Below are 17,731 nucleotides of genomic sequence, written 5' to 3' on the forward strand. Positions count from 1 at the left end.
CGGCTTTCTGCAACGCGTGGGCCTTGCCCGGATAATCGCTGCGCCATTCGGATGAGGAGAGGGTGAGATGCCGAACAAAGCCACAGTCAGGGGCGTGCTGATGGACGCCGCGGGCAAGATCGTCGCGACGCTTCAGGGCTCGGACGTATTCGAGGGCGGCGTGCGGGTGGTGACCGAGCAGGTCGAGGCGACGACCGACGCGCAGGGCGGCTGGTCGCTGGATCTGATCGTGAACGGCGAGGGCGAGCGGGCCGGGACGACCTGGACCGTCGCGGGCTACAGCCCCTATGTGGCCAAGCTGTTCGAGGTGCGGTCGCTGTTCCTGGCCTCGGCGCTGGAGACGACGCTGGGGGACCTGGAAAGGACCAGCGCGCAGAACCTGAAGGCGGCGCGCGAGGGCGGCGCGGTGCGGCTGATCGTCGCCCCGGACTACGACCGCTACCTCGCCCTGCCCGAAGGGCAGAGGCGCCCGAACGATCTCGTTCTGGTCAGGCCGCAGTAGACAGGCCCCCCGTGGACGATGCGTGGCGGTCCCGCTTGCCGGGGCCGCCATTTTTTTGGCGCGCTGGCCGGATGGCCGGCAGGATGGCAACACCCGCGAAAGCAAAGGGAACCTTCGCCGCGGCCTCTCGTTGAACTCGGCAGGAAACGGCCTATTCTGCGGCCGGGACCCTGTTCCACCATGAAAGGACGAAGCCGGATGACCACCCAGACGCAGGCCAGCGCCCAAGCCGCCTTGGACGAGATCCAGACCGTGACCGCCGTCGTCCTGCCCGAGCCGCCCGCCGCCGCGCCGACGCTGACCGAGGCCGAGCCCGCCGTCGCCGCCGAGATCCGCCGGCGGATGGAAGAGGTCGATATCCGCGATTCCGACTCGATCGTGCATTTCGGGGCGCGCGCCCAGAACGAACTCCAGGAAATCAGCCAGGCCATGCTGGCCGATGTCAAGAACAAGGACGTGGGCCCCGCCGGCGAGTCGCTGCGCGAGATCGTGACCACCATCCGCGGTTTCTCGGTCAGCGAACTGGACGTGCGCCGCCAGCGCAGCTGGTGGGAAAGGCTGCTGGGCCGTGCCGCGCCCTTTGCCAAGTTCGTGGCCAATTACGAAGAGGTGCAGGGCCAGATCGACCGCATCGCCATGGATCTGGACCAGCACCAGCACCGGCTTCTCAAGGACATCCGGTCGCTCGACCTGCTTTATGACCGCACGCTGAACTTCTATGACGAACTGGCGCTCTACATCGCCGCGGGCGAGGAAAAGCTGGCCCAGATCGACCGCGACGAAATCCCCGCCAAGGAGGCCGCCGTCGAGGCCGCGGCCGAGAACGACAAGGTGATGGCCGCGCAGGAACTGCGCGACCTGCGCTCGGCCCGCGACGACCTGGAGCGCCGCGTGCACGACCTCAAGCTGACCCGGCAGGTGACGATGCAGTCGCTGCCCTCGATCCGGCTGGTGCAGGAAAACGACAAGTCGCTGGTGACCAAGATCAATTCGACGCTGGTGAACACCGTGCCGCTGTGGGAGACGCAACTGGCGCAGGCCGTCACCATCCAGCGCAGCGCCGAGGCCGCCCGCGCGGTCAAGGAGGCGAACGACCTGACCAACGACCTGCTGACCGCCAACGCCAAAAACCTGCGCGAAGCCAATGCCCAGATCCGCACCCAGGTCGAGCGCGGCGTCTTCGACATCGAGGCCGTGCGCACCGCCAACGCCGAGCTGATCTCGACCATCGAGGACAGCCTGCGCATCGCCGACGAAGGCCGCACCCGGCGCGCCGCCGCCGAAGAGGACCTCAAGCTGATGGAGGCCGAATTGCGCAAGACCCTCGCCTCGGCCAGTGCCCGATCCGCAACCCCCGCAGCAAAGACACCGTGACCCTGACAGCCCGTTCCCGCCTGCCGCGCTCTGCGGCCCTTGCGCTGCTGGCGCTGCTGGCCGCCTGCGCGCCCGAGCCGCCGGCAGAGGCGCCGCCACCCGCGGTCGAGGCGCCGCCGCCGCCCGACCGCCCCGCCCCGCCCCCGGTCGATCAGGCCGCGCTGCGCCGGGAGCGCGCCGAAAACGCCCGTGCCGCTGCCGCGCGGGCCGAGGCCGCCGCCGCCTCGCCCGCCAGCCGCAACATGCGCGACTATCTCGCCGGCATCGAAGAGGCGCTGATCGCCCGCGGCCGGCTGCGCACCGATGCGGGGTCCGAGATCGCGCTGACCCCGGAAAAGCTGACCGATGCCTTCATCGAGGTCGCGCTGCATGACGAATATATGCGCGAAGGCGGCAAGCTGATCTCGCGCCCGACGCCCGCGCCCCTGCGGCGCTGGCAGCAGCCGGTCCTGATGCGGCTGGAATTCGGCGATTCGGTCGCCCCCGACCAGCGCGCCCGCGACCGGGCCGAGATTGCGGGCTTTGCCGCGCGGCTGGCGCGCGTCAGCGGCCATCCGGTGGCGCTGACCGGCGGCGCCGGCAACGTCAACGTGCTGATCCTGAACGAGGACGAGCGCCGCGCCATCGGCCCGCGCCTGTCCTCGCTGATGCCCGGCATTCCCTCTGGCGACATCGCCGCGCTGCGCGACCTGGCGCCGCAGAACTATTGCACGGTCTTCGCCTATTCCAGCGGCAACTCCCCGGTCTATGCCCAGGCCGTGGCGCTGATCCGGGCCGAACTGCCGCCGCGCCTGCGCCGCTCGTGCATCCATGAGGAGCTGGCGCAAAGCATGGGGCTGGCCAATGACAGCCCGCGCGCGCGGCCCTCGGTCTTCAACGACGACGAGGAATTCGCCTACCTGACCCGGCATGACGAGCTGCTGCTGCAGATCCTCTACGACCCGCGCCTGCGCCCCGGCATGACCGAGGCCGAGGCCCGCCCCATCGTGCTGCAGATCGCCCGCGAACTGCTCGGGACCGAGGTATAGGCGGCGATGCGCTGGCCTGCCCGCCTGCTCGTCGCCTTGCTGGCCCTCGGTGCGGCAGGGTCCGGCAATGCTGGGCCTGACGCCACGCCCGCCCGCGACTGGATCGCGCAGGCTTCCGGCCAGCCCGGCGCCTGGACCGATCACGGCCTGCTCGAACTGCCCAGCGGCATGCTTTTCGTCGGCGACCCGACCTGGGGCGACGATTACCACATCCGCGACCCGCGCCGGCTGGCCACCGCGGCGCTGCGCGTCTTCAGCCGTTCGGACGAACAGGGCCGCAACCTCGCCCTCTGGCTGGAGGCGGCGGGGGGCGAGCCGAAGGCGACCGGAGAGAGAATCGAGTTCGGCGTCGATGCCGCGACGATCGCCCTGGGCGATCTGGAGGGCGGCCGGGCATTGGTGGCATGGGGCGAATCCCGTCTGGAAAAGGGGCTGGGCGACAGTTTCGACTGGCTATCACCCATTCTTCAAGAAAAGATGAATTTCGCCCGCTGGCTGCCCATCCCGCCCGACGACCGGCCCATCTTCATCGCCTCGACCGGGATGGATGGCGGGCTTGCCGCCGTCTGGTTGCTTGACGAACGGGGCTCTCTCAGCGGTATCCTCATCGATATCGCCGGACGGGCTTCGGACGGACAATACCTCGACACGCTCTTGCCCGCGGCCCAGTAACGAAAAGGCAGCCCCATGTCCCTCTTCAACATCCTCGGCGGCGAGTTCATCGAGATCATCGAATGGACCGACGACTCGCGCGACACCATGGTCTATCGCTACCCGACCGGCGGCAAGGCGATCAAATACGGCGCCAAGCTGACCGTGCGCGAGGGCCAGGCCGCCGTCTTCATCCACGAAGGCCAGCTTGCCGACGTCTTCGCCCCCGGCCTCTACATGCTGGAAACCAACAACCTGCCGATCCTGACCCGGCTGCAGCACTGGGACCACGGCTTCCGTTCGCCCTTCAAGTCCGAGATCTATTTCGTCAACACCACCCGCTTCAACGACCTGAAATGGGGCACCAAGAACCCGGTGATCGCGCGCGACCCGGAATTCGGACCCGTCCGCATCCGCGCCTTCGGCACCTATTCCATGCGCGTGACCGACCCCGGCCGCTTCATGACCGAGATCGTCGGCACCGACGGCGAATTCACCCGCGACGAGATCAGCTTCCAGCTACGCAACATCATCGTGCAGGAATTTTCGCGCATGATCGCGGGCTCGGGCATCCCGGTGCTCGACATGGCGGCCAATACCGGCGACCTGGGCCAGATGGTCGCCAAGGCGATCGGCCCGACCGTCGCCGCCTACGGCCTGACCATCCCGGAATTCTACATCGAGAACATCAGCCTGCCCGACGAGGTGGAAAAGATGCTCGACAAGCGCACCTCGATGGGCATCGTCGGCGACCTGAACCGCTTTGGCCAATATGCCGCATCCGAGGCGATGCTGAACGCCTCGACCCAGCCCGGCGGCATGGGCGCGGGCATCGGCGCCGGCCTTGGTGCGGGCATGGGCGTCGCCATGGCGCAGCGCGGCCCCTGGGGCGCCGTTCCCCAGCAGCCTCCCCAGCAGCAGGCGCCGCAAACCCCGCCGCCGCTGCACCACCCCGAGACCGTCTGGCACATCGCCGTGAACGGCCAGGCCGACGGCCCCTATGGCCGCGCCCATCTCGGCCGCCTGGTGCGCGAGGGCGGCTTTACCCGCGAAACGCTGGTCTGGACCCCCGGCCAGGACGGCTGGAAGCCGGCCGATGAGGTCGCGGAACTCGCCCAGCTCTTCACCGTCGCGCCGCCCCCGCCGCCGATCCCCAAGGCGGAGTGACCGGCCGGAATGCCGACGCCGCCCTCGGAATATCGCTATCCGTGCGAGAATTGCGGCGCGAGCCTGGAATTCTCGCCCGGCCAGCAAAGCCTCGTCTGCCCCTATTGCGGGCATGAGCAGCATATCGGTCCCGGCCCCGCCCGCGCGCCGGCCCGCCAGCCGCAGCAGGGGCCATGGGGCGAAAGCGCTATCCTGCTCGACCCGGCGACCGGGCGGGCGCTGCAATGGGACGGCGGGCACAAGTCGCCGGGCTTGCGCGAATTGCCGCTGGAACACGGGCTTTCGCTGGACCAACACAGCGACCTGACCGAAACGGTCCGCACCCTCTCCTGCCCGAATTGCGGCGCCAAGGTCGAGATCACCAGCGACCGCCACGCCTCGGCCTGCCCGTTCTGCGCCACCGCCGTCGTCACCGACACCGGCACCACCCGCCACATCAAGCCGCAGGGCGTGCTGCCCTTCGTCATCACCGAAGCGCAGGCGAAAACCGCGCTCGAGGACTGGCTGCACGGGCTGTGGTTCGCGCCCTCGGGCCTGACCGCCTATGCCCGGCGCGGCAAGAGGATGAGCGGGGTCTATTCGCCCTTCTGGACTTTCGACGCCGACACCGCCTCGCGCTATACCGGCGCGCGCGGCGACTGGTATTACGAGACGGTCTACGTCACGCAGATGGTGAACGGCCGCCAGCAGCGCGTCGCCCAGCAGGTGCGCAAGACGCGCTGGACCCCGGTCTCGGGCCAGGTGGCGCGGGATTTCGACGATGTCCTGGTGCTCGCCTCCAGCTCGCTGCCGCGCCGCATCACCGACGCGCTGACGCCCTGGGAGCTGTCGCACCTCGTCCCCTACCAGCCGGAATACCTCGCCGGCTTCCTGGCCGAGGGCTATACGATCCCGCTCGCCTCCGGCCACGGCATCGCGCGTCAGGAAATGGCCGGCGTCATCGCCATGGACGTGCGCCGCGCCATCGGCGGCAACGAACAGCGCATCACCGGCATCGAGACCCGCTACAGCGACGAAACCTTCAAGCATGTCCTGCTGCCGGTCTGGACCGCCGCCTATCGCTACAACGGCAAAAGCTACCGCTTCGTCGTCAACGGCCAGTCCGGCCGCGTCCAGGGCGAACGGCCCTGGTCGGTCTGGAAGATCGCCTTTGCCGTCCTGCTGGCGCTCGCCCTGCTTCTGGCGCTGCTCTGGCTGAACGAGCGCGGCGATTTCGTCCGCATCGGCGCGGCACCCCTCACGCCGGATATTTCCATGAGCGGCAGTTACCGCTATCAGGAGACAGGAGCGGGCGGTCCAGCCGTCCGAAGCGGCTGAGAAACGGGAGGGGGAAGGCCATGATCCTTTGCGCCGGGGAATCGCTGATCGACATGGTGCCCGAAGGCGCCAATTACCGGCCCCTGCCCGGGGGCGCGGTCTACAACACCGCCATCGCGCTTGGCCGCATGGGCGCGCAGGCGGGCTATCTCTGGCCGATCTCGCGCGACGGTTTCGGCGACATGCTGCTGCGCCCGCTGGCCGAGGCGGGGGTGGATACCGGCCTCTGCCCGCGCAGCGACCGGCTGACCACGCTGGCCTTCGTCACCCTGACCGGGGGCGAGGCGCGCTATTCCTTCTATGACGAGGGTTCGGCCGGGCGCATGTTCGCCCCCGGCGCCCTGCCCGACATTCCCGACGATGTCTCGGCGCTCTTCATCGGCGGCATCAGCCTGGTGCCCGATCCCTGCGGCAGCGCCGTCGAGGCGCTGGTGGAACGCGTCCGCCACCGCATGCCGGTGATGCTGGATCCCAACATCCGCCCCTTCTTCATCGCCGACGAGGCCGCCTATCGCGCCCGGCTCGACCGGCTCATCGGCATGGCCGATCTGGTCAAGCTCTCGGGGGACGACCTGGAATGGCTGATGCCGGGCGCCAGCTTCGAGGAAGCCGCCGCCGCCATCCTCGACCGCGGGCCGCGGGTGGTGTTCCAGACCGGCGGCTCGGCCGGCGCGCGGGCGCATTGGTCGGGCGCACCGCTTGCCGCGCAGGCGGTGCGGGTCGAGGTCGCCGACACGATCGGCGCCGGCGACACCTTCAACGCCGGAGTGCTGGCCGCGCTCGACCGCGCCGGCGTGCTGACGCGCAAGGGGATCCAGCGCCTGACCCCGGAAGTCATCGCCGCCGCACTTGCGCTCGGCACCCGGGCGGCGGCGATCACCGTCTCGCGCCCCGGCGCCAACCCGCCCTGGGCGCACGAACTGGCCGCGCTGCCGTCCTGACCGGCGGCGGCCCCGGCTTCTTCGTTCCTCAAATACTCAAGACGCAAGGCGGCCGCCCTCGGCCCCGCCCCGGTCTCGCGCAGCCTTGACGAGGACGGGGGGAACCCATGGCCAGGGCTGCGGGTTTCGACGCCGACGACCAAGGCAGCCCCCGGAACCAGGACCGCATGTCGCAGAACCAACTCCCCGAACCCACACCCCCGCCAAAAGACCCGATGCCGCCGAATGGCGACGCCGGCACCCCGGACGACCCGGCTGCCGAAGGTCGAACCCACCGGCAGCACCTCTCGCAATTCCTGATGCGGATCGCCGACGACGACACGCGCGCCCGGATCAGCGTCACCGATCTGCTGGTCCTGCTGGAGGGGCGCGCGACCGCCGGCCTTCTGCTGCTCTTCGCCTTTCCCAACGTCCTGCCGATGCCGCCGGGCACCGCGGGCATCCTGGGCCTGCCGCTGGTCTACCTGTCCTTCCAGATGATGCTGGGCCACAGGCCATGGCTGCCCCGCTTCATCGCCGGGCGTTCGGTGCCGCGGGCGGATTTCGCGGCGATCATCGCGCGCAGCGCCCCCTTTCTGGCCCGGGCCGAAAGGCTGCTCTCGCCGCGCATTCCGGTGCTGACCGGGCCCTTGGCCTTGCACATCATCGGCGCGCTCTGCCTGGTGCTCTCCATCCTGCTGCTGCTGCCGATCCCGCTGGGCAACATGCTGCCGGCGCTGGCGATTTCCGTCCTCGCGCTCGGCGTTCTGGAACGGGACGGGATCTGGATCGTCGCCGGCAGCCTGATCGCCGTCCTGGCCGCCGCCGTCGTCTGGGGCGTGATCTGGGCGTTCTTCCGCGGCCTCGCCCTGCTCCTTGCCTGACCGCGCACGAAACGCCAAGGCAGGCGGGCGCGGCCAGAAGCCGCGCCCCCGCGGATCAATCGGCCGCCTCCGCCACGCTTTCCGCAACCGGCAGGTAAAGCGCCCCGCCCTCGCGGAACTTCTCGGCCATGCGCGCCATGCCGGCCTGCTTTTCAGCCTCGGCCCGAATGTCGTGCGAGATCCGCATCGAGCAGAACTTCGGCCCGCACATCGAACAGAAATGCGCCAGCTTGTGCACCTCTTTCGGCAGCGTCTCGTCATGCATGGCCTGCGCGGTGTCCGGGTCCAGGCCCAGGTTGAACTGGTCCTGCCAGCGGAACTCGAACCGTGCGCGCGACAGCGCATCGTCGCGCCGCTGCGCCCCGGGATGGCCCTTGGCCAGATCGGCGGCATGGGCGGCCAGCTTGTAGGTGATGACGCCGGTCTTGACGTCGTCGCGGTCGGGCAGGCCCAGATGCTCCTTGGGCGTGACATAGCACAGCATCGCCGTGCCGAACCAGCCGATCATCGCCGCCCCGATGGCCGAGGTGATGTGGTCGTAGCCCGGTGCGATGTCGGTGGTCAGCGGGCCAAGCGTATAGAACGGCGCCTCGTGGCAATGCCGCAGCTGCTCCTCCATATTGGCCTTGATCTTGTGCATCGGCACATGGCCCGGCCCCTCGATCATCACCTGGCAATCCCGCGCCCAGGCGATCTTCGTCAGCTCGCCCAGGGTGCGCAGTTCGGCAAATTGCGCCTCGTCATTGGCATCGGCGATCGAGCCGGGACGCAGCCCGTCGCCCAGGCTGAAGCTGACGTCATAGGCCCGCATGATCTCGCAGATCTCGTCGAAGCGTTCATAAAGGAAGCTCTCGCGGTGGTGGTGCAGGCACCATTTCGCCATGATCGAGCCGCCGCGGCTGACGATCCCCGTCACCCGCCGCGCGGTCAGCGGGATCATGTGCAGCCGCACCCCGGCATGGATGGTGAAATAGTCCACGCCCTGCTCGGCCTGTTCGACCAGCGTGTCGCGAAACACCTCCCAGCTCAGATCCTCGGCCACGCCGCCGACCTTCTCCAGCGCCTGATACAGCGGCACGGTGCCGATGGGCACCGGCGCGTTGCGGATGATCCAGTCGCGGATGTTGTGGATGTTGCGGCCGGTGGACAGGTCCATCACCGTGTCCGCGCCCCAGCGGATCGCCCAGACCATCTTTTCGACCTCCTCCTCCATGCTGGAGGTGACGGCGGAGTTGCCGATATTGGCGTTGATCTTGACCTTGAAATTGCGGCCGATGATCATCGGCTCCAACTCGCGGTGGTTGATGTTGGCCGGGATGATGGCGCGGCCGGCGGCGATCTCGGCCCGCACGAATTCCGGCGTCACCAGATCGGGCAGCTCGGCCCCCATCGGCGCGCCGTCGCGGGCATGGGCGGCCAGCCGCCCCTCGTTCTCGCGGATGGCCGCGAACTCCATCTCGGGGGTGACGATGCCGGCGCGGGCATAGGCCAGCTGCGTCACCGCCCGGCCCGCCGCCGCGCACAGGGGATCGCGGCGCAGCGGAAAGGCGGGGGTCAGCCGCGCGCCCTCGGCAAAGCCGTTGTCGGCGGCGGTGACCTGCCGGCCGGGATAGGGCGCCACGTCGCCGCGCCGCAGCTGCCAGTCGCCGCGCAGGTCCGGCAGGCCGCGGGCGATGTCGGCCTGCACCGCCGCGTCGGTATAGGGGCCGGAGCTGTCATAGACGACCAGCGGCGGCTCGTTCGAGACGGCGATCTCGCGCATGGGCACGCGGATGTCGTGCAGGCTGCCCGGCACATGGATCTTGCGCGATCCGGGCAGCGGGCCGGTGGTGATTTGCGGGATGGTCTGGCTCATCTGGTCCTCCTTCGGCGAAAGACCCAGAGGAAAACAGGGCAGAAAGGGACCATGCCGGCCCCGCGGATCACGCGCAAAGGGCCCGATGGCCCGAAAGGACCACCCCGCGATCTGCATATGGGGAAAGCTGCCCTTCGGTCTTCCTACGCCAGCATCAACTGGGTCAGGTTCAAAGGGTCGCTTCACCGGAACCGCCCATGGGCGGTCCCTGTCAGCCTCTCAGTCCCCTAGGCGGGACTCCCCTGACGTGAGGGGAGCATGGCCGTTTCCCGCCGGGCGGTCAATCCCTCAGGTGGCGGGCAGGCCGACACCCCCGGCCGAGGCGGCGCTGAGCGCGACGAAGTTCAGCGCCTGCTGGCGCACCGCCGCGGCCAGTTCCTGCCGGGCCGACAGCAGGCTGCGCTCGGCATCCAGGACCGGGAAGAAATCCGCCTCGCCCAGCTCATAGGAGCTGCGGGTCAGGTTCACCGTCTCGCGCGCGTTCTCGACCAGCCGCGATTGCGCGGCGACGGCGCGGGCGTCGCGGTTATAGCCGGCCAGCGCGTTCTCGACCTCCTCGACCGCGCCCAGGACCGAGGCCTGCCAGGCCAGCCGCGCCTGTTCCGCCCGCGCCTGCGCGGCGGAAAGCTGCGCCTGGTTCGCCCCGCCCGAGAACAGCGGCAGCGAGATCTGCGGCCCGAAGCCCCAGCTCTTGCTGCTGCCGCCGCCGCCGATATTCGTCGGCGTGATCGAGCCGGACAGCGTCAGCCGCGGATAGAAGGCCGCCTGCGCCTCGCCCACATCGGCGGCGGCGGCGGCCAGGTTGCGCTCGGCCATGCGCACGTCGGGGCGCACCCGGACCACGTCGGCCGGCACGCCGACGCTGGCGCTGTAGCGGGCGCGCGGCTGGCCGCCGCCCTGGCGCAGCTGCGCCGCCAGATCGGCGCTGCGCCCGGCGGTCAGCGTGGCCAGCCGGTTCACCGACTGGTCGAAGCCGACCTCCAGCCCCGGCAGCGCCGCCTCGGCCTGCGCCACCAGTTGCTCGGCCTGCAGCACCTCCAGCCGCGAGACGCTGCCGAAGGCGTCCTGGGTGCGGGTCATCTCCAGCGTGCGCTTGCGGCTGGTCAGGCTTTGCCGGGTCAGCGCCAGCGCCTCCTGGTAATAGCGCGCGTCGACATAGGCCGAGGCGATGGCGCTGGCCACGGTCAGCCGCGCCACCTCGGCCGACAGATAGGCCGCGTCCAGCCGGGCCGAGGCGCCCTGCCGCGCCGCCCGGTTCTGGCCGAACAGATCGACCAGCCAGGACACGCCCAGCGTGGCCGAGCTGCTTTCGACGATGCCGGTCTCGCTGCGGTTGCGCGCCGCCGCGCCCTGCGCATCGACCTGCGGCAGGTCGCTGGCGCCGACCAGCCGCGCATTGGCCTGGGCCTCGCGGATGGTGGCGACGGCGGTCTGCACGTCCAGGTTGCGATTCAGTCCGGCGGCGATCAGCCCGTCCAGCCGCTTGTCGCGGAACGCCGCCCACCAGGCGTTGGCGCCGGCGCGGCGGGCCGGGGAACTGGCGGCGAAGGCGCCGGCCACCTCGGCGCGGGGCGCGGTATGGCTGACCGGGTTGCAGGCGGCCAGCGCCAGGGTCGAGACAAGCCCGCCCAGCAGGCCGCGGCGGGAAAGAGGCAAGGTCTGGATCATCCGAAACTCTCTGTTGAACGCGGCCCGGCTGGGGCCGCGGAAAGGGAAATGGCGGCACGGGCGGCCTTGGTCCCGCCCGTGCCTTGCGGCGGCGCCGGAGCCTAGCCCGCCGTATCGGCCTGCGGCCCGGCCGCCGTCCTGCCGCCGGTCAGCCGGCTGACCCCGCCCAGCACGAAGACGAAGAACACCGGCACGAAGAACACCGCCAGCACCGTGGCCGCGACCATGCCGCCGATCACCCCGGTGCCGATGGCGTTCTGGCTGGCCGCCGAGGGTCCGGTGGCGATGGCCAGCGGCACCACGCCCAGCGTGAAGGCCAGCGAGGTCATCAGGATCGGGCGAAAGCGCAGCTTCGCCGCCGTCACCGCCGCGTCGATCAGGCTTTGCCCCTGCTCGCGCAGGTCCTTGGCGAACTCGACGATCAGAATGGCGTTCTTGGCGGAAAGCCCGATGATCGCGATCAGCCCCACCTTGAAATAGATGTCGTTGGGCATGTCGCGCAGCATGACGGCGACGACGCAGCCCAGGACGCCCAGCGGCACCACCAGCATCACCGAAAGCGGGATCGACCAGCTTTCGTAAAGCCCCGAAAGCAGCAGGAAGACGAACAGGATGCTCATCGCGTAAAGCAGCGTCGCCTGGCTACCGGCCTGGATCTCCTCCAGCGACTGCCCGGTCCATTCATAGCCGAAGCCCGGCGGCAGCTCGGCCGCCAGCCGCTCCATCTCGGCCATGGCGGCGCCCGAGCTGTAGCCCGGGCCGGCAGCGCCGGCGATGCGGATCGCGGGATAGCCGTTATAGCCCACGACCTGCGACGGCCCCTGCTCCCATGCCACGCTGGCGAACGAGGAAAACGGCACCATCCCGCCACCCGCGTTGCGCACGGTCAGCGCCAGGATGTCCTCGGCCTGCATGCGACTGTCGTCCTCGGCCTGCATGACCACGCGCTGCATCTTCCCGGCATTGGGGAAGTCGTTGATATAGGCCGAGCCCAGGTATTGCGAGATCGTCGCCGAAATGTCGGCGAAGGTCACGCCGAAGGCATTGGCCTTTTCGCGGTCGATGGTGACGAAGACCTGCGCGGCCGAGGGCAGCCCCTCGATGCGCAGCCCGGTGGCGATGCCGTTTTCCTGCGCCTTGGCGATGATCTGCTGAGCGGCTGCCAGCAGCGCCTCCTGCCCCTGCCCGCCGCGGTCCTGCAAGCGGAAGCTGAAGCCGCCGGTGGCGCCGAAGCCGGGGATCGGCGGCGGCGACAGCGCAAAGGCCTGCGCGTCCTGATAGCCGAACATCTCCATGTTCGCGGCATTGGCGATGTCCTGCGCCGATTGCTCGCGCTCGGCCCAGTCCTTGAAGGTGACGAACATCAGCCCCGCGTTCGGCCCCTGCCCCGAAAAGCTGAAGCCGCGGATCGCCACGGTATTCTCGACCGCATCGCTGCGCTGGAACATCTGCGTGGCCTGGCCCAGCACCTCGTCCGTGCGGTTGGAACTCGCCGTGGCCGGGGTCTGGATGTCGGCGATGATGAAGCCCTGGTCCTCGTTCGGCAGGAAACTGGTCGGCAGGCGCAGGAAACCCATGGCCGTCGCGCCGACCAGCACCAGATAGAACGCCATCATCACCAGCCGCCGCCGCGTGACCAGTCCGACCGCGCTGGTGTAACGCTCGGTCAGCCGGTCGAAATTGCGGTTGAACCAGCCGAAGAAGCCCTTCCTTTCGTGATGGCCGCTGATCGGCTTCAGGAAGGTCGCGCAAAGCGCCGGGGTCAGCGTCAGCGCCAGGAAGGCCGAGAACAGGATCGACACCACCATGGTCAGCGCGAACTGGCGATAGATGATGCCCGACGAGCCGGGAAAGAAGGCCATCGGCACGAAGACCGCCGCCAGGACCAGCGTGATGCCGACGATGGCGCCCGAAATCTGGCCCATGGCCTTTTCCGTCGCCTCGCGCGGGGGCAGCCCCTCGGTCGCCATGATGCGCTCGACGTTCTCGATCACCACGATGGCGTCGTCGACCAGGATGCCGATGGCCAGCACCATGGCGAACATGGTCAGCACGTTGATCGAGAACCCCGCCGCCAGCATGACCGCCACCGTCCCCGTCAGCGCGATGGGCACCACGATGGTCGGGATGATAGTATAGCGGAAATTCTGCAAAAACAGGAACATCACCACAAAGACCAGCGCCACCGCCTCCAGCAGCGTGTGCAGCACCTTCTCGATCGACGCCTCGACGAAGGGGGTAGTGTCATAGGGGATGGTATGGCTGACGCCGTCGGGGAAGAACCGCGACAGCTCCTCCATCTTCTGGTGCACCGCCTCGGAGGTGCTCAGCGCATTGCCGGCGGCCGAAAGCTGGATGCCCAGCGCCGCCGCCGGCTTGCCGTTGATGCGCGAGGCGAAGCTGTAGCTTTCCGCGCCCACCTCCAGCCGGGCCACGTCGCGGAGCAGCACGGTCGAGCCGTCGGGATTGGCGCGCAGCACGATCTTGCCGAACTCCTCGACATCGTCGAGCTGCCCCTTGATCAGCACGGTCGCGGTCAGCTGCTGGCCGATGGGGTTCGGGTCGGCGCCGACCTTGCCCGCCGCGACCTGCGCGTTCTGCGCCCGCACCGCCGCGACGATCTCGGCCGAGCTGAGGTTCAGCCCGGTCATCTTGGCCGGATCGACCCAGATCCGCAGCGCCCGTTCCGGGGCAAAGACCTGCGCCCGGCCCACGCCCTCGATGCGGCGGATCTCGCCCGCCACGTTGCGGTTCAGGTAATCGCCCAGCGCGATGTCGTCCATCGCCCCGTCGTCCGAGGTCAGCGCGACCATCATCAGGAAGCCCGTGCCCGCCTCTTCGATCAGCACGCCCTGGTCGACCACGCTTTGCGGCAAGAGCGGTTCGACCCGCGCCACGGCGTTCTGCACGTCCACCTGGGCGCGGGCGATGTCGGTGCCCGGCTCGAAGGTCGCCGTGATCGACATGGCCCCCGAACTGTCCGAGACGGATTCGTAATAGGCCAGCCCCTCGACGCCGTTCAACTCGTCCTCGATGGGCTGGGCGACGGCCTGGTTGATCTCTCCCGGCGCGGCGCCGGTATAGGCGGTCGAGATGGTGATCTGCGGCCAGGCCACCTGCGGATATTGCGCGATGGGCATCATCGGCAGCGCCAGCACCCCGGCGATGACGATGAAGATCGAGATCACCCAGGCCAGCACCGGCCGGTGAATGAAGAACCGTGCCATCGCCCTACTCCTGCGCAGGCGCCGGGGCGGGCGCTTCGGCCGCCGCGGCGGCACCGGCCGGCACCGCCGGCTGGGCCGCGTCCACAGGCTGCGGCACCACCTTGGCGTCGGGGTAAAGCTTCTGCGCGCCGGCCACCACGACGCGGTCGCCCGGCTTCAGCCCGCTTTCCACCAGCCAGCGGTTGCCGGCGGTCTGGCCCAGCGTCACGTCGCGGCGCTCGACCGTGTCGGCATCCTTCAGCGCATAGACATAGGCCTGGCCCGACTGGTCGCGCTGCACCGCCATCTGCGGCACGGTCAGGGCGTTGTCGCGCACCGCCTGCTCGATCCGCACCCGGACGTAAAGCCCGGGCAGCAGGTCGCCCTCGGGGTTCGGGAACTCGGCGCGCAGCGTGATCTGCCCGGTCGAGCTGTCCACGCTCGCCTCGGAAAACAGCAGCTTGCCGGGATGGGCATATTCGCTGCCGTCGTCGAAGATCAGCCGCACCGCCGCCGCGTCGGCCGAGATCATGGCCAGTTGCCCCGCCGCCAGGGCCCGGCGCAGCGCGAACAGTTCGGACGAGGACTGGGTGAAGTCCACATAGACCGGGTCGAGCTGCTGGATCGTCGCCATGATGTCGGTCTGGGCGTTGACCAGCGCGCCCTCGGTCACCAGCGCCCGGCCGACCACGCCGGCGATGGGCGCCGCGACCTCGGTATAGGAACGGTTCAGCTGCGCCTCCTGCAGCGAGGCGCGGGCGATGGCCACATCCGCCTGGGCCTGGGCCAGCGCGGTGGCGGCATTGTCCAGGTCGACCCCCGCCGTCACCTTGCGCTCGCGCAGGGCGCGGGCACGCTTTTCCTGGTCGGCGGCGTTCAGCGCCGTGGCCTCGGCCCGGGCCAGCGCGCCCTCGGCGCTGGCGACGCGCACGTCATAGGGGGCGGGGTCGATGCGGTAAAGCACATCGCCCGCCTCGACCTTGCCGCCCTGCTCGAAGACGCGCTCGATCACGATGCCGCCGACGCGCGGCCGCACCTCGGCGGTGCGGGTCGCGGCCACGCGGCCGGGCAATTCGTTCACCACCGGCAGCGCCTCGGGCGTCATTTCCTGCACGCTGACCTGCGGCGGCGGCAGTTGCTGCGCCGCCACCGGGGCGGCCGCCATCAGGCAGCAAAGCACAAGCCCGGCGCAGACGCCGGGAGAAAGTCTCATGGTCATGGTTCTTTCCTGGGAAGGCTGAATGGTTCGGGGAGGGGTCAGTCTCCGGCTGCGCCGGGGTCGCTTTCCGCGACCGCCATCAATTCATCAAGGATCTCGTTGCGGGTTTCCTGGTCGAAACGGTGGAAGCCGAAATATTCCAGGAACGCCATGCCGTGCAGCGTCAGCAGCGCCATCAGCATCCGCCGCCGGTCGGCCGCCTGGGCCGCCACCGTCTCGGCATCGCTGGCCAGCTTTTCGCGCATGATCTCGCGGCATTCGGCATGCTCGCCCATGCTGGCGCTGACCAGCAGCGCCATGTCCAGCTCCTCGTCGGTCGGCACGCGGCGGTATTCGTCGATCAGCGCGCGCAGCCGCGCGTTCGGCTCGCCCTCGCACCGGGCGCGGATCTCGACGAAGCGCGCCTGATGCTGGGCCATCTTGTGGCGGATGAAGGCGGCCAGCAGCCCGGCCTTGCTGTCGCAATCATAGACCACGCTGGACTTGCTGATCCCCGCCTCCTTGGCGACGGCGTCGATGCTGAGCCCGGTGATGCCCGAGCGCCGCGCCACCCGCTCGATGGCGGCCATCAGCTCGTCGCGGTCGATCGTGCGCTTGCGTCCCATATCCGGTCCGATAATTTCAATACGACCGTTCGTTTATAATTCTGCCGGCAAGCTGTCAACCGCCCGATGCGCACCCCTCGCCGCCGGCATGGGCGATCGCGGCGGCCGGCGTCAGGTTTTCTCCACCTCGGGGGTCGCCCGGCCGGCGCCGTCCTTGCGCCGCCTGTCCAGCACCTGCTGATGCTCGATGATCCGGCTCACCGTCAGGCGGCAGGCTTCGTCGGCGGCGTGCAGGGGACGCGCCACGCGATCCTCCAGCGAGGCCATCGCCCGCGCCGGAGCCATGACCTTGCGGGCGGCGATATGGCCCAGCGGCCGGTTCTCCAGCACGAACATCTCCAGCCAGGCGCCGTTATAGGTGTTCTCGAAGCCGATGACGGATCGCTCGGCGCCAAGGGCATAGACCGCGATCAGGTCGCCCTGCCCTGGCGCCGGTGCCGCGCCTTCCGCGGCGGGCGTCAGCGCCTCGGCGATCTCATAGCGCCCAAGCAGCCAGCGCATCGCCAGCTCCGGCTCGTCGCGCAGGGCCGCGGGCAGGTCCTCTGCCCTGCCCGACCGGAACGCGGCAAGAAGCGCGGTGTCCAGGCAACGCCACTGCCCGGTGGCCGCGGAATGGAATGTCAGCAGAAAACGCATCGTCAGCTCGACCTTTGTTCTGTTCTTGCTGCCGGCGGGTCACGAGGGCCACTTAGGCACGAGAACCCGCGCCTGCAAGGGGCGGCGATGTCGCAGCCGTCCCCGCAGCGCCTGCCGGGACCGCAAGACGGCGGCGGATTGCCCGGCCGATCCCGCCGCCTGCGCCCTGCGCCCCGGCACGCGGCGGGCGCATCCCGTCCCATCAGGACTCCGTGTCCCTTGCCCCGATCATCCGTGAACGGAACATCCGCATTGAAATATATGCCGAAACCCGACCGGGGCAGCGCTCAACAAGATGTGCTCCCGGGTGCGGCCGCAATGCGAAAACCATGGTCGCGCGGGGATGCGAACCGCGCTAGAAGCATCGCCAGGCGGGCCGCCCCGGACAAGGGCCGCGCCCGCGCCGATCCCCTGTCGCCCGGCCGCCGCCGGCCGAACGTCACGGAGCACCCGATGCGCAAGCCCGTCCTCCTTGTCCTGATCGCCGCGGCGCTTGTCGCCCTGTGGGCCGGGCTGGCCGGGATCACCCAGGGCAAACCCGCGACGCCCGGCTATATCAGCGCCGAGGTCGCGCGCGGTTCTCTTGAGGTATCGGTTCTTGCTGAGGGTCGTTTGAAGCCTTCGAACCTTGTTGCGGTGGGTGCGCAGGTTTCGGGTCGGATCACCGAGCTGGCGGTGGTTCTGGGCCAGCGGGTGGAG

Annotated in this window: 14 protein-coding genes, 1 pseudogene and 1 riboswitch; of the genes and pseudogenes, 9 read left to right on the forward strand and 6 right to left on the reverse strand. The window is 69.4% G+C overall.

Going from position 1 to position 17,731, the window contains the following annotated elements; all coding sequences use genetic code 11:
* The first annotated feature begins 67 nt into the window (after nucleotides 1-67).
* The 8 genes from QPR87_RS20775 (at nucleotide 68) to QPR87_RS20810 (ending at nucleotide 7,843) form a co-directional block, all read left to right on the forward strand.
* Nucleotides 68-502, forward strand: a complete 435-nt coding sequence (locus QPR87_RS20775; RefSeq protein WP_285051188.1) for a hypothetical protein — start codon at nucleotides 68-70, stop codon at nucleotides 500-502.
* Nucleotides 503-700: 198 nt separating this feature from the next.
* Nucleotides 701-1,876 carry a toxic anion resistance protein gene (locus tag QPR87_RS20780; protein ID WP_285051190.1) on the forward strand — a complete coding sequence of 392 codons (1,176 nt, stop codon included), beginning with the start codon at nucleotides 701-703 and terminating at the stop codon, nucleotides 1,874-1,876.
* Nucleotides 1,873-2,904 carry a DUF2927 domain-containing protein gene (locus tag QPR87_RS20785; RefSeq protein WP_285051192.1) on the forward strand — a complete coding sequence of 344 codons (1,032 nt, stop codon included), beginning with the start codon at nucleotides 1,873-1,875 and terminating at the stop codon, nucleotides 2,902-2,904. The genes QPR87_RS20780 and QPR87_RS20785 overlap by 4 nt, the downstream gene beginning before the upstream one ends.
* Nucleotides 2,905-2,910: 6 nt before the next feature.
* Nucleotides 2,911-3,576, forward strand: coding sequence for a hypothetical protein (locus QPR87_RS20790; protein ID WP_285051194.1), 666 nt, complete (start codon nucleotides 2,911-2,913; stop codon nucleotides 3,574-3,576).
* 15 nt (nucleotides 3,577-3,591) lie between these two features.
* Nucleotides 3,592-4,722 carry an SPFH domain-containing protein gene (locus QPR87_RS20795; RefSeq protein WP_285051197.1) on the forward strand — a complete coding sequence of 377 codons (1,131 nt, stop codon included), beginning with the start codon at nucleotides 3,592-3,594 and terminating at the stop codon, nucleotides 4,720-4,722.
* Between the two features lie 9 nt (nucleotides 4,723-4,731).
* Nucleotides 4,732-6,039 carry a TFIIB-type zinc ribbon-containing protein gene (locus QPR87_RS20800; RefSeq protein ID WP_285051198.1) on the forward strand — a complete coding sequence of 436 codons (1,308 nt, stop codon included), beginning with the start codon at nucleotides 4,732-4,734 and terminating at the stop codon, nucleotides 6,037-6,039.
* A 20-nt stretch (nucleotides 6,040-6,059) separates the two neighbouring features.
* Nucleotides 6,060-6,980, forward strand: coding sequence for a carbohydrate kinase family protein (locus QPR87_RS20805; protein WP_285051199.1), 921 nt, complete (start codon nucleotides 6,060-6,062; stop codon nucleotides 6,978-6,980).
* A 107-nt stretch (nucleotides 6,981-7,087) separates the two neighbouring features.
* Nucleotides 7,088-7,843: an exopolysaccharide biosynthesis protein gene (locus QPR87_RS20810; RefSeq protein WP_285051200.1), complete on the forward strand. Its 756-nt coding sequence runs from the start codon at nucleotides 7,088-7,090 to the stop codon at nucleotides 7,841-7,843.
* Nucleotides 7,844-7,898: 55 nt separating this feature from the next.
* On the opposite strand, the gene thiC is transcribed toward QPR87_RS20810, so the two are convergent.
* The 6 genes from thiC to QPR87_RS20840 all read right to left on the reverse strand — a co-directional run bounded on the left by thiC (nucleotide 7,899) and on the right by QPR87_RS20840 (nucleotide 17,032).
* A complete protein-coding gene (gene thiC, locus QPR87_RS20815) occupies nucleotides 7,899-9,698 on the reverse strand; it encodes a phosphomethylpyrimidine synthase ThiC (protein ID WP_285051201.1) in 1,800 nt (599 codons plus the stop codon).
* Nucleotides 9,699-9,821: 123 nt separating this feature from the next.
* Nucleotides 9,822-9,952: riboswitch (TPP riboswitch) on the reverse strand.
* Between the two features lie 34 nt (nucleotides 9,953-9,986).
* Nucleotides 9,987-11,366 carry an efflux transporter outer membrane subunit gene (locus QPR87_RS20820; RefSeq protein ID WP_285051202.1) on the reverse strand — a complete coding sequence of 460 codons (1,380 nt, stop codon included), beginning with the start codon at nucleotides 11,364-11,366 and terminating at the stop codon, nucleotides 9,987-9,989.
* Nucleotides 11,367-11,467: 101 nt separating this feature from the next.
* The gene (locus QPR87_RS20825) at nucleotides 11,468-14,593 is read right to left on the reverse strand and encodes a multidrug efflux RND transporter permease subunit (protein ID WP_011749216.1); all 3,126 of its coding nucleotides are present in this window, start codon (nucleotides 14,591-14,593) and stop codon (nucleotides 11,468-11,470) included.
* Between the two features lie 4 nt (nucleotides 14,594-14,597).
* Nucleotides 14,598-15,791 (reverse strand): efflux RND transporter periplasmic adaptor subunit, encoded by a 1,194-nt coding sequence (locus tag QPR87_RS20830; RefSeq protein WP_104494387.1) that lies wholly within the window; start codon nucleotides 15,789-15,791, stop codon nucleotides 14,598-14,600.
* 38 nt (nucleotides 15,792-15,829) lie between these two features.
* Nucleotides 15,830-16,396, reverse strand: coding sequence for a TetR/AcrR family transcriptional regulator (locus QPR87_RS20835; RefSeq protein ID WP_285051203.1), 567 nt, complete (start codon nucleotides 16,394-16,396; stop codon nucleotides 15,830-15,832).
* A 111-nt stretch (nucleotides 16,397-16,507) separates the two neighbouring features.
* The gene (locus QPR87_RS20840) at nucleotides 16,508-17,032 is read right to left on the reverse strand and encodes a hypothetical protein (protein WP_104494389.1); all 525 of its coding nucleotides are present in this window, start codon (nucleotides 17,030-17,032) and stop codon (nucleotides 16,508-16,510) included.
* Nucleotides 17,033-17,350: 318 nt separating this feature from the next.
* Here QPR87_RS20840 and QPR87_RS20845 point away from each other — a divergent pair.
* Nucleotides 17,351-17,731: pseudogene (locus QPR87_RS20845) on the forward strand (efflux transporter periplasmic adaptor subunit); the annotation flags it as partial.

Origin of the sequence: Paracoccus sp. SSJ, assembly GCF_030234105.1 — a bacterium.
GTDB lineage: Bacteria > Pseudomonadota > Alphaproteobacteria > Rhodobacterales > Rhodobacteraceae > Paracoccus > Paracoccus denitrificans.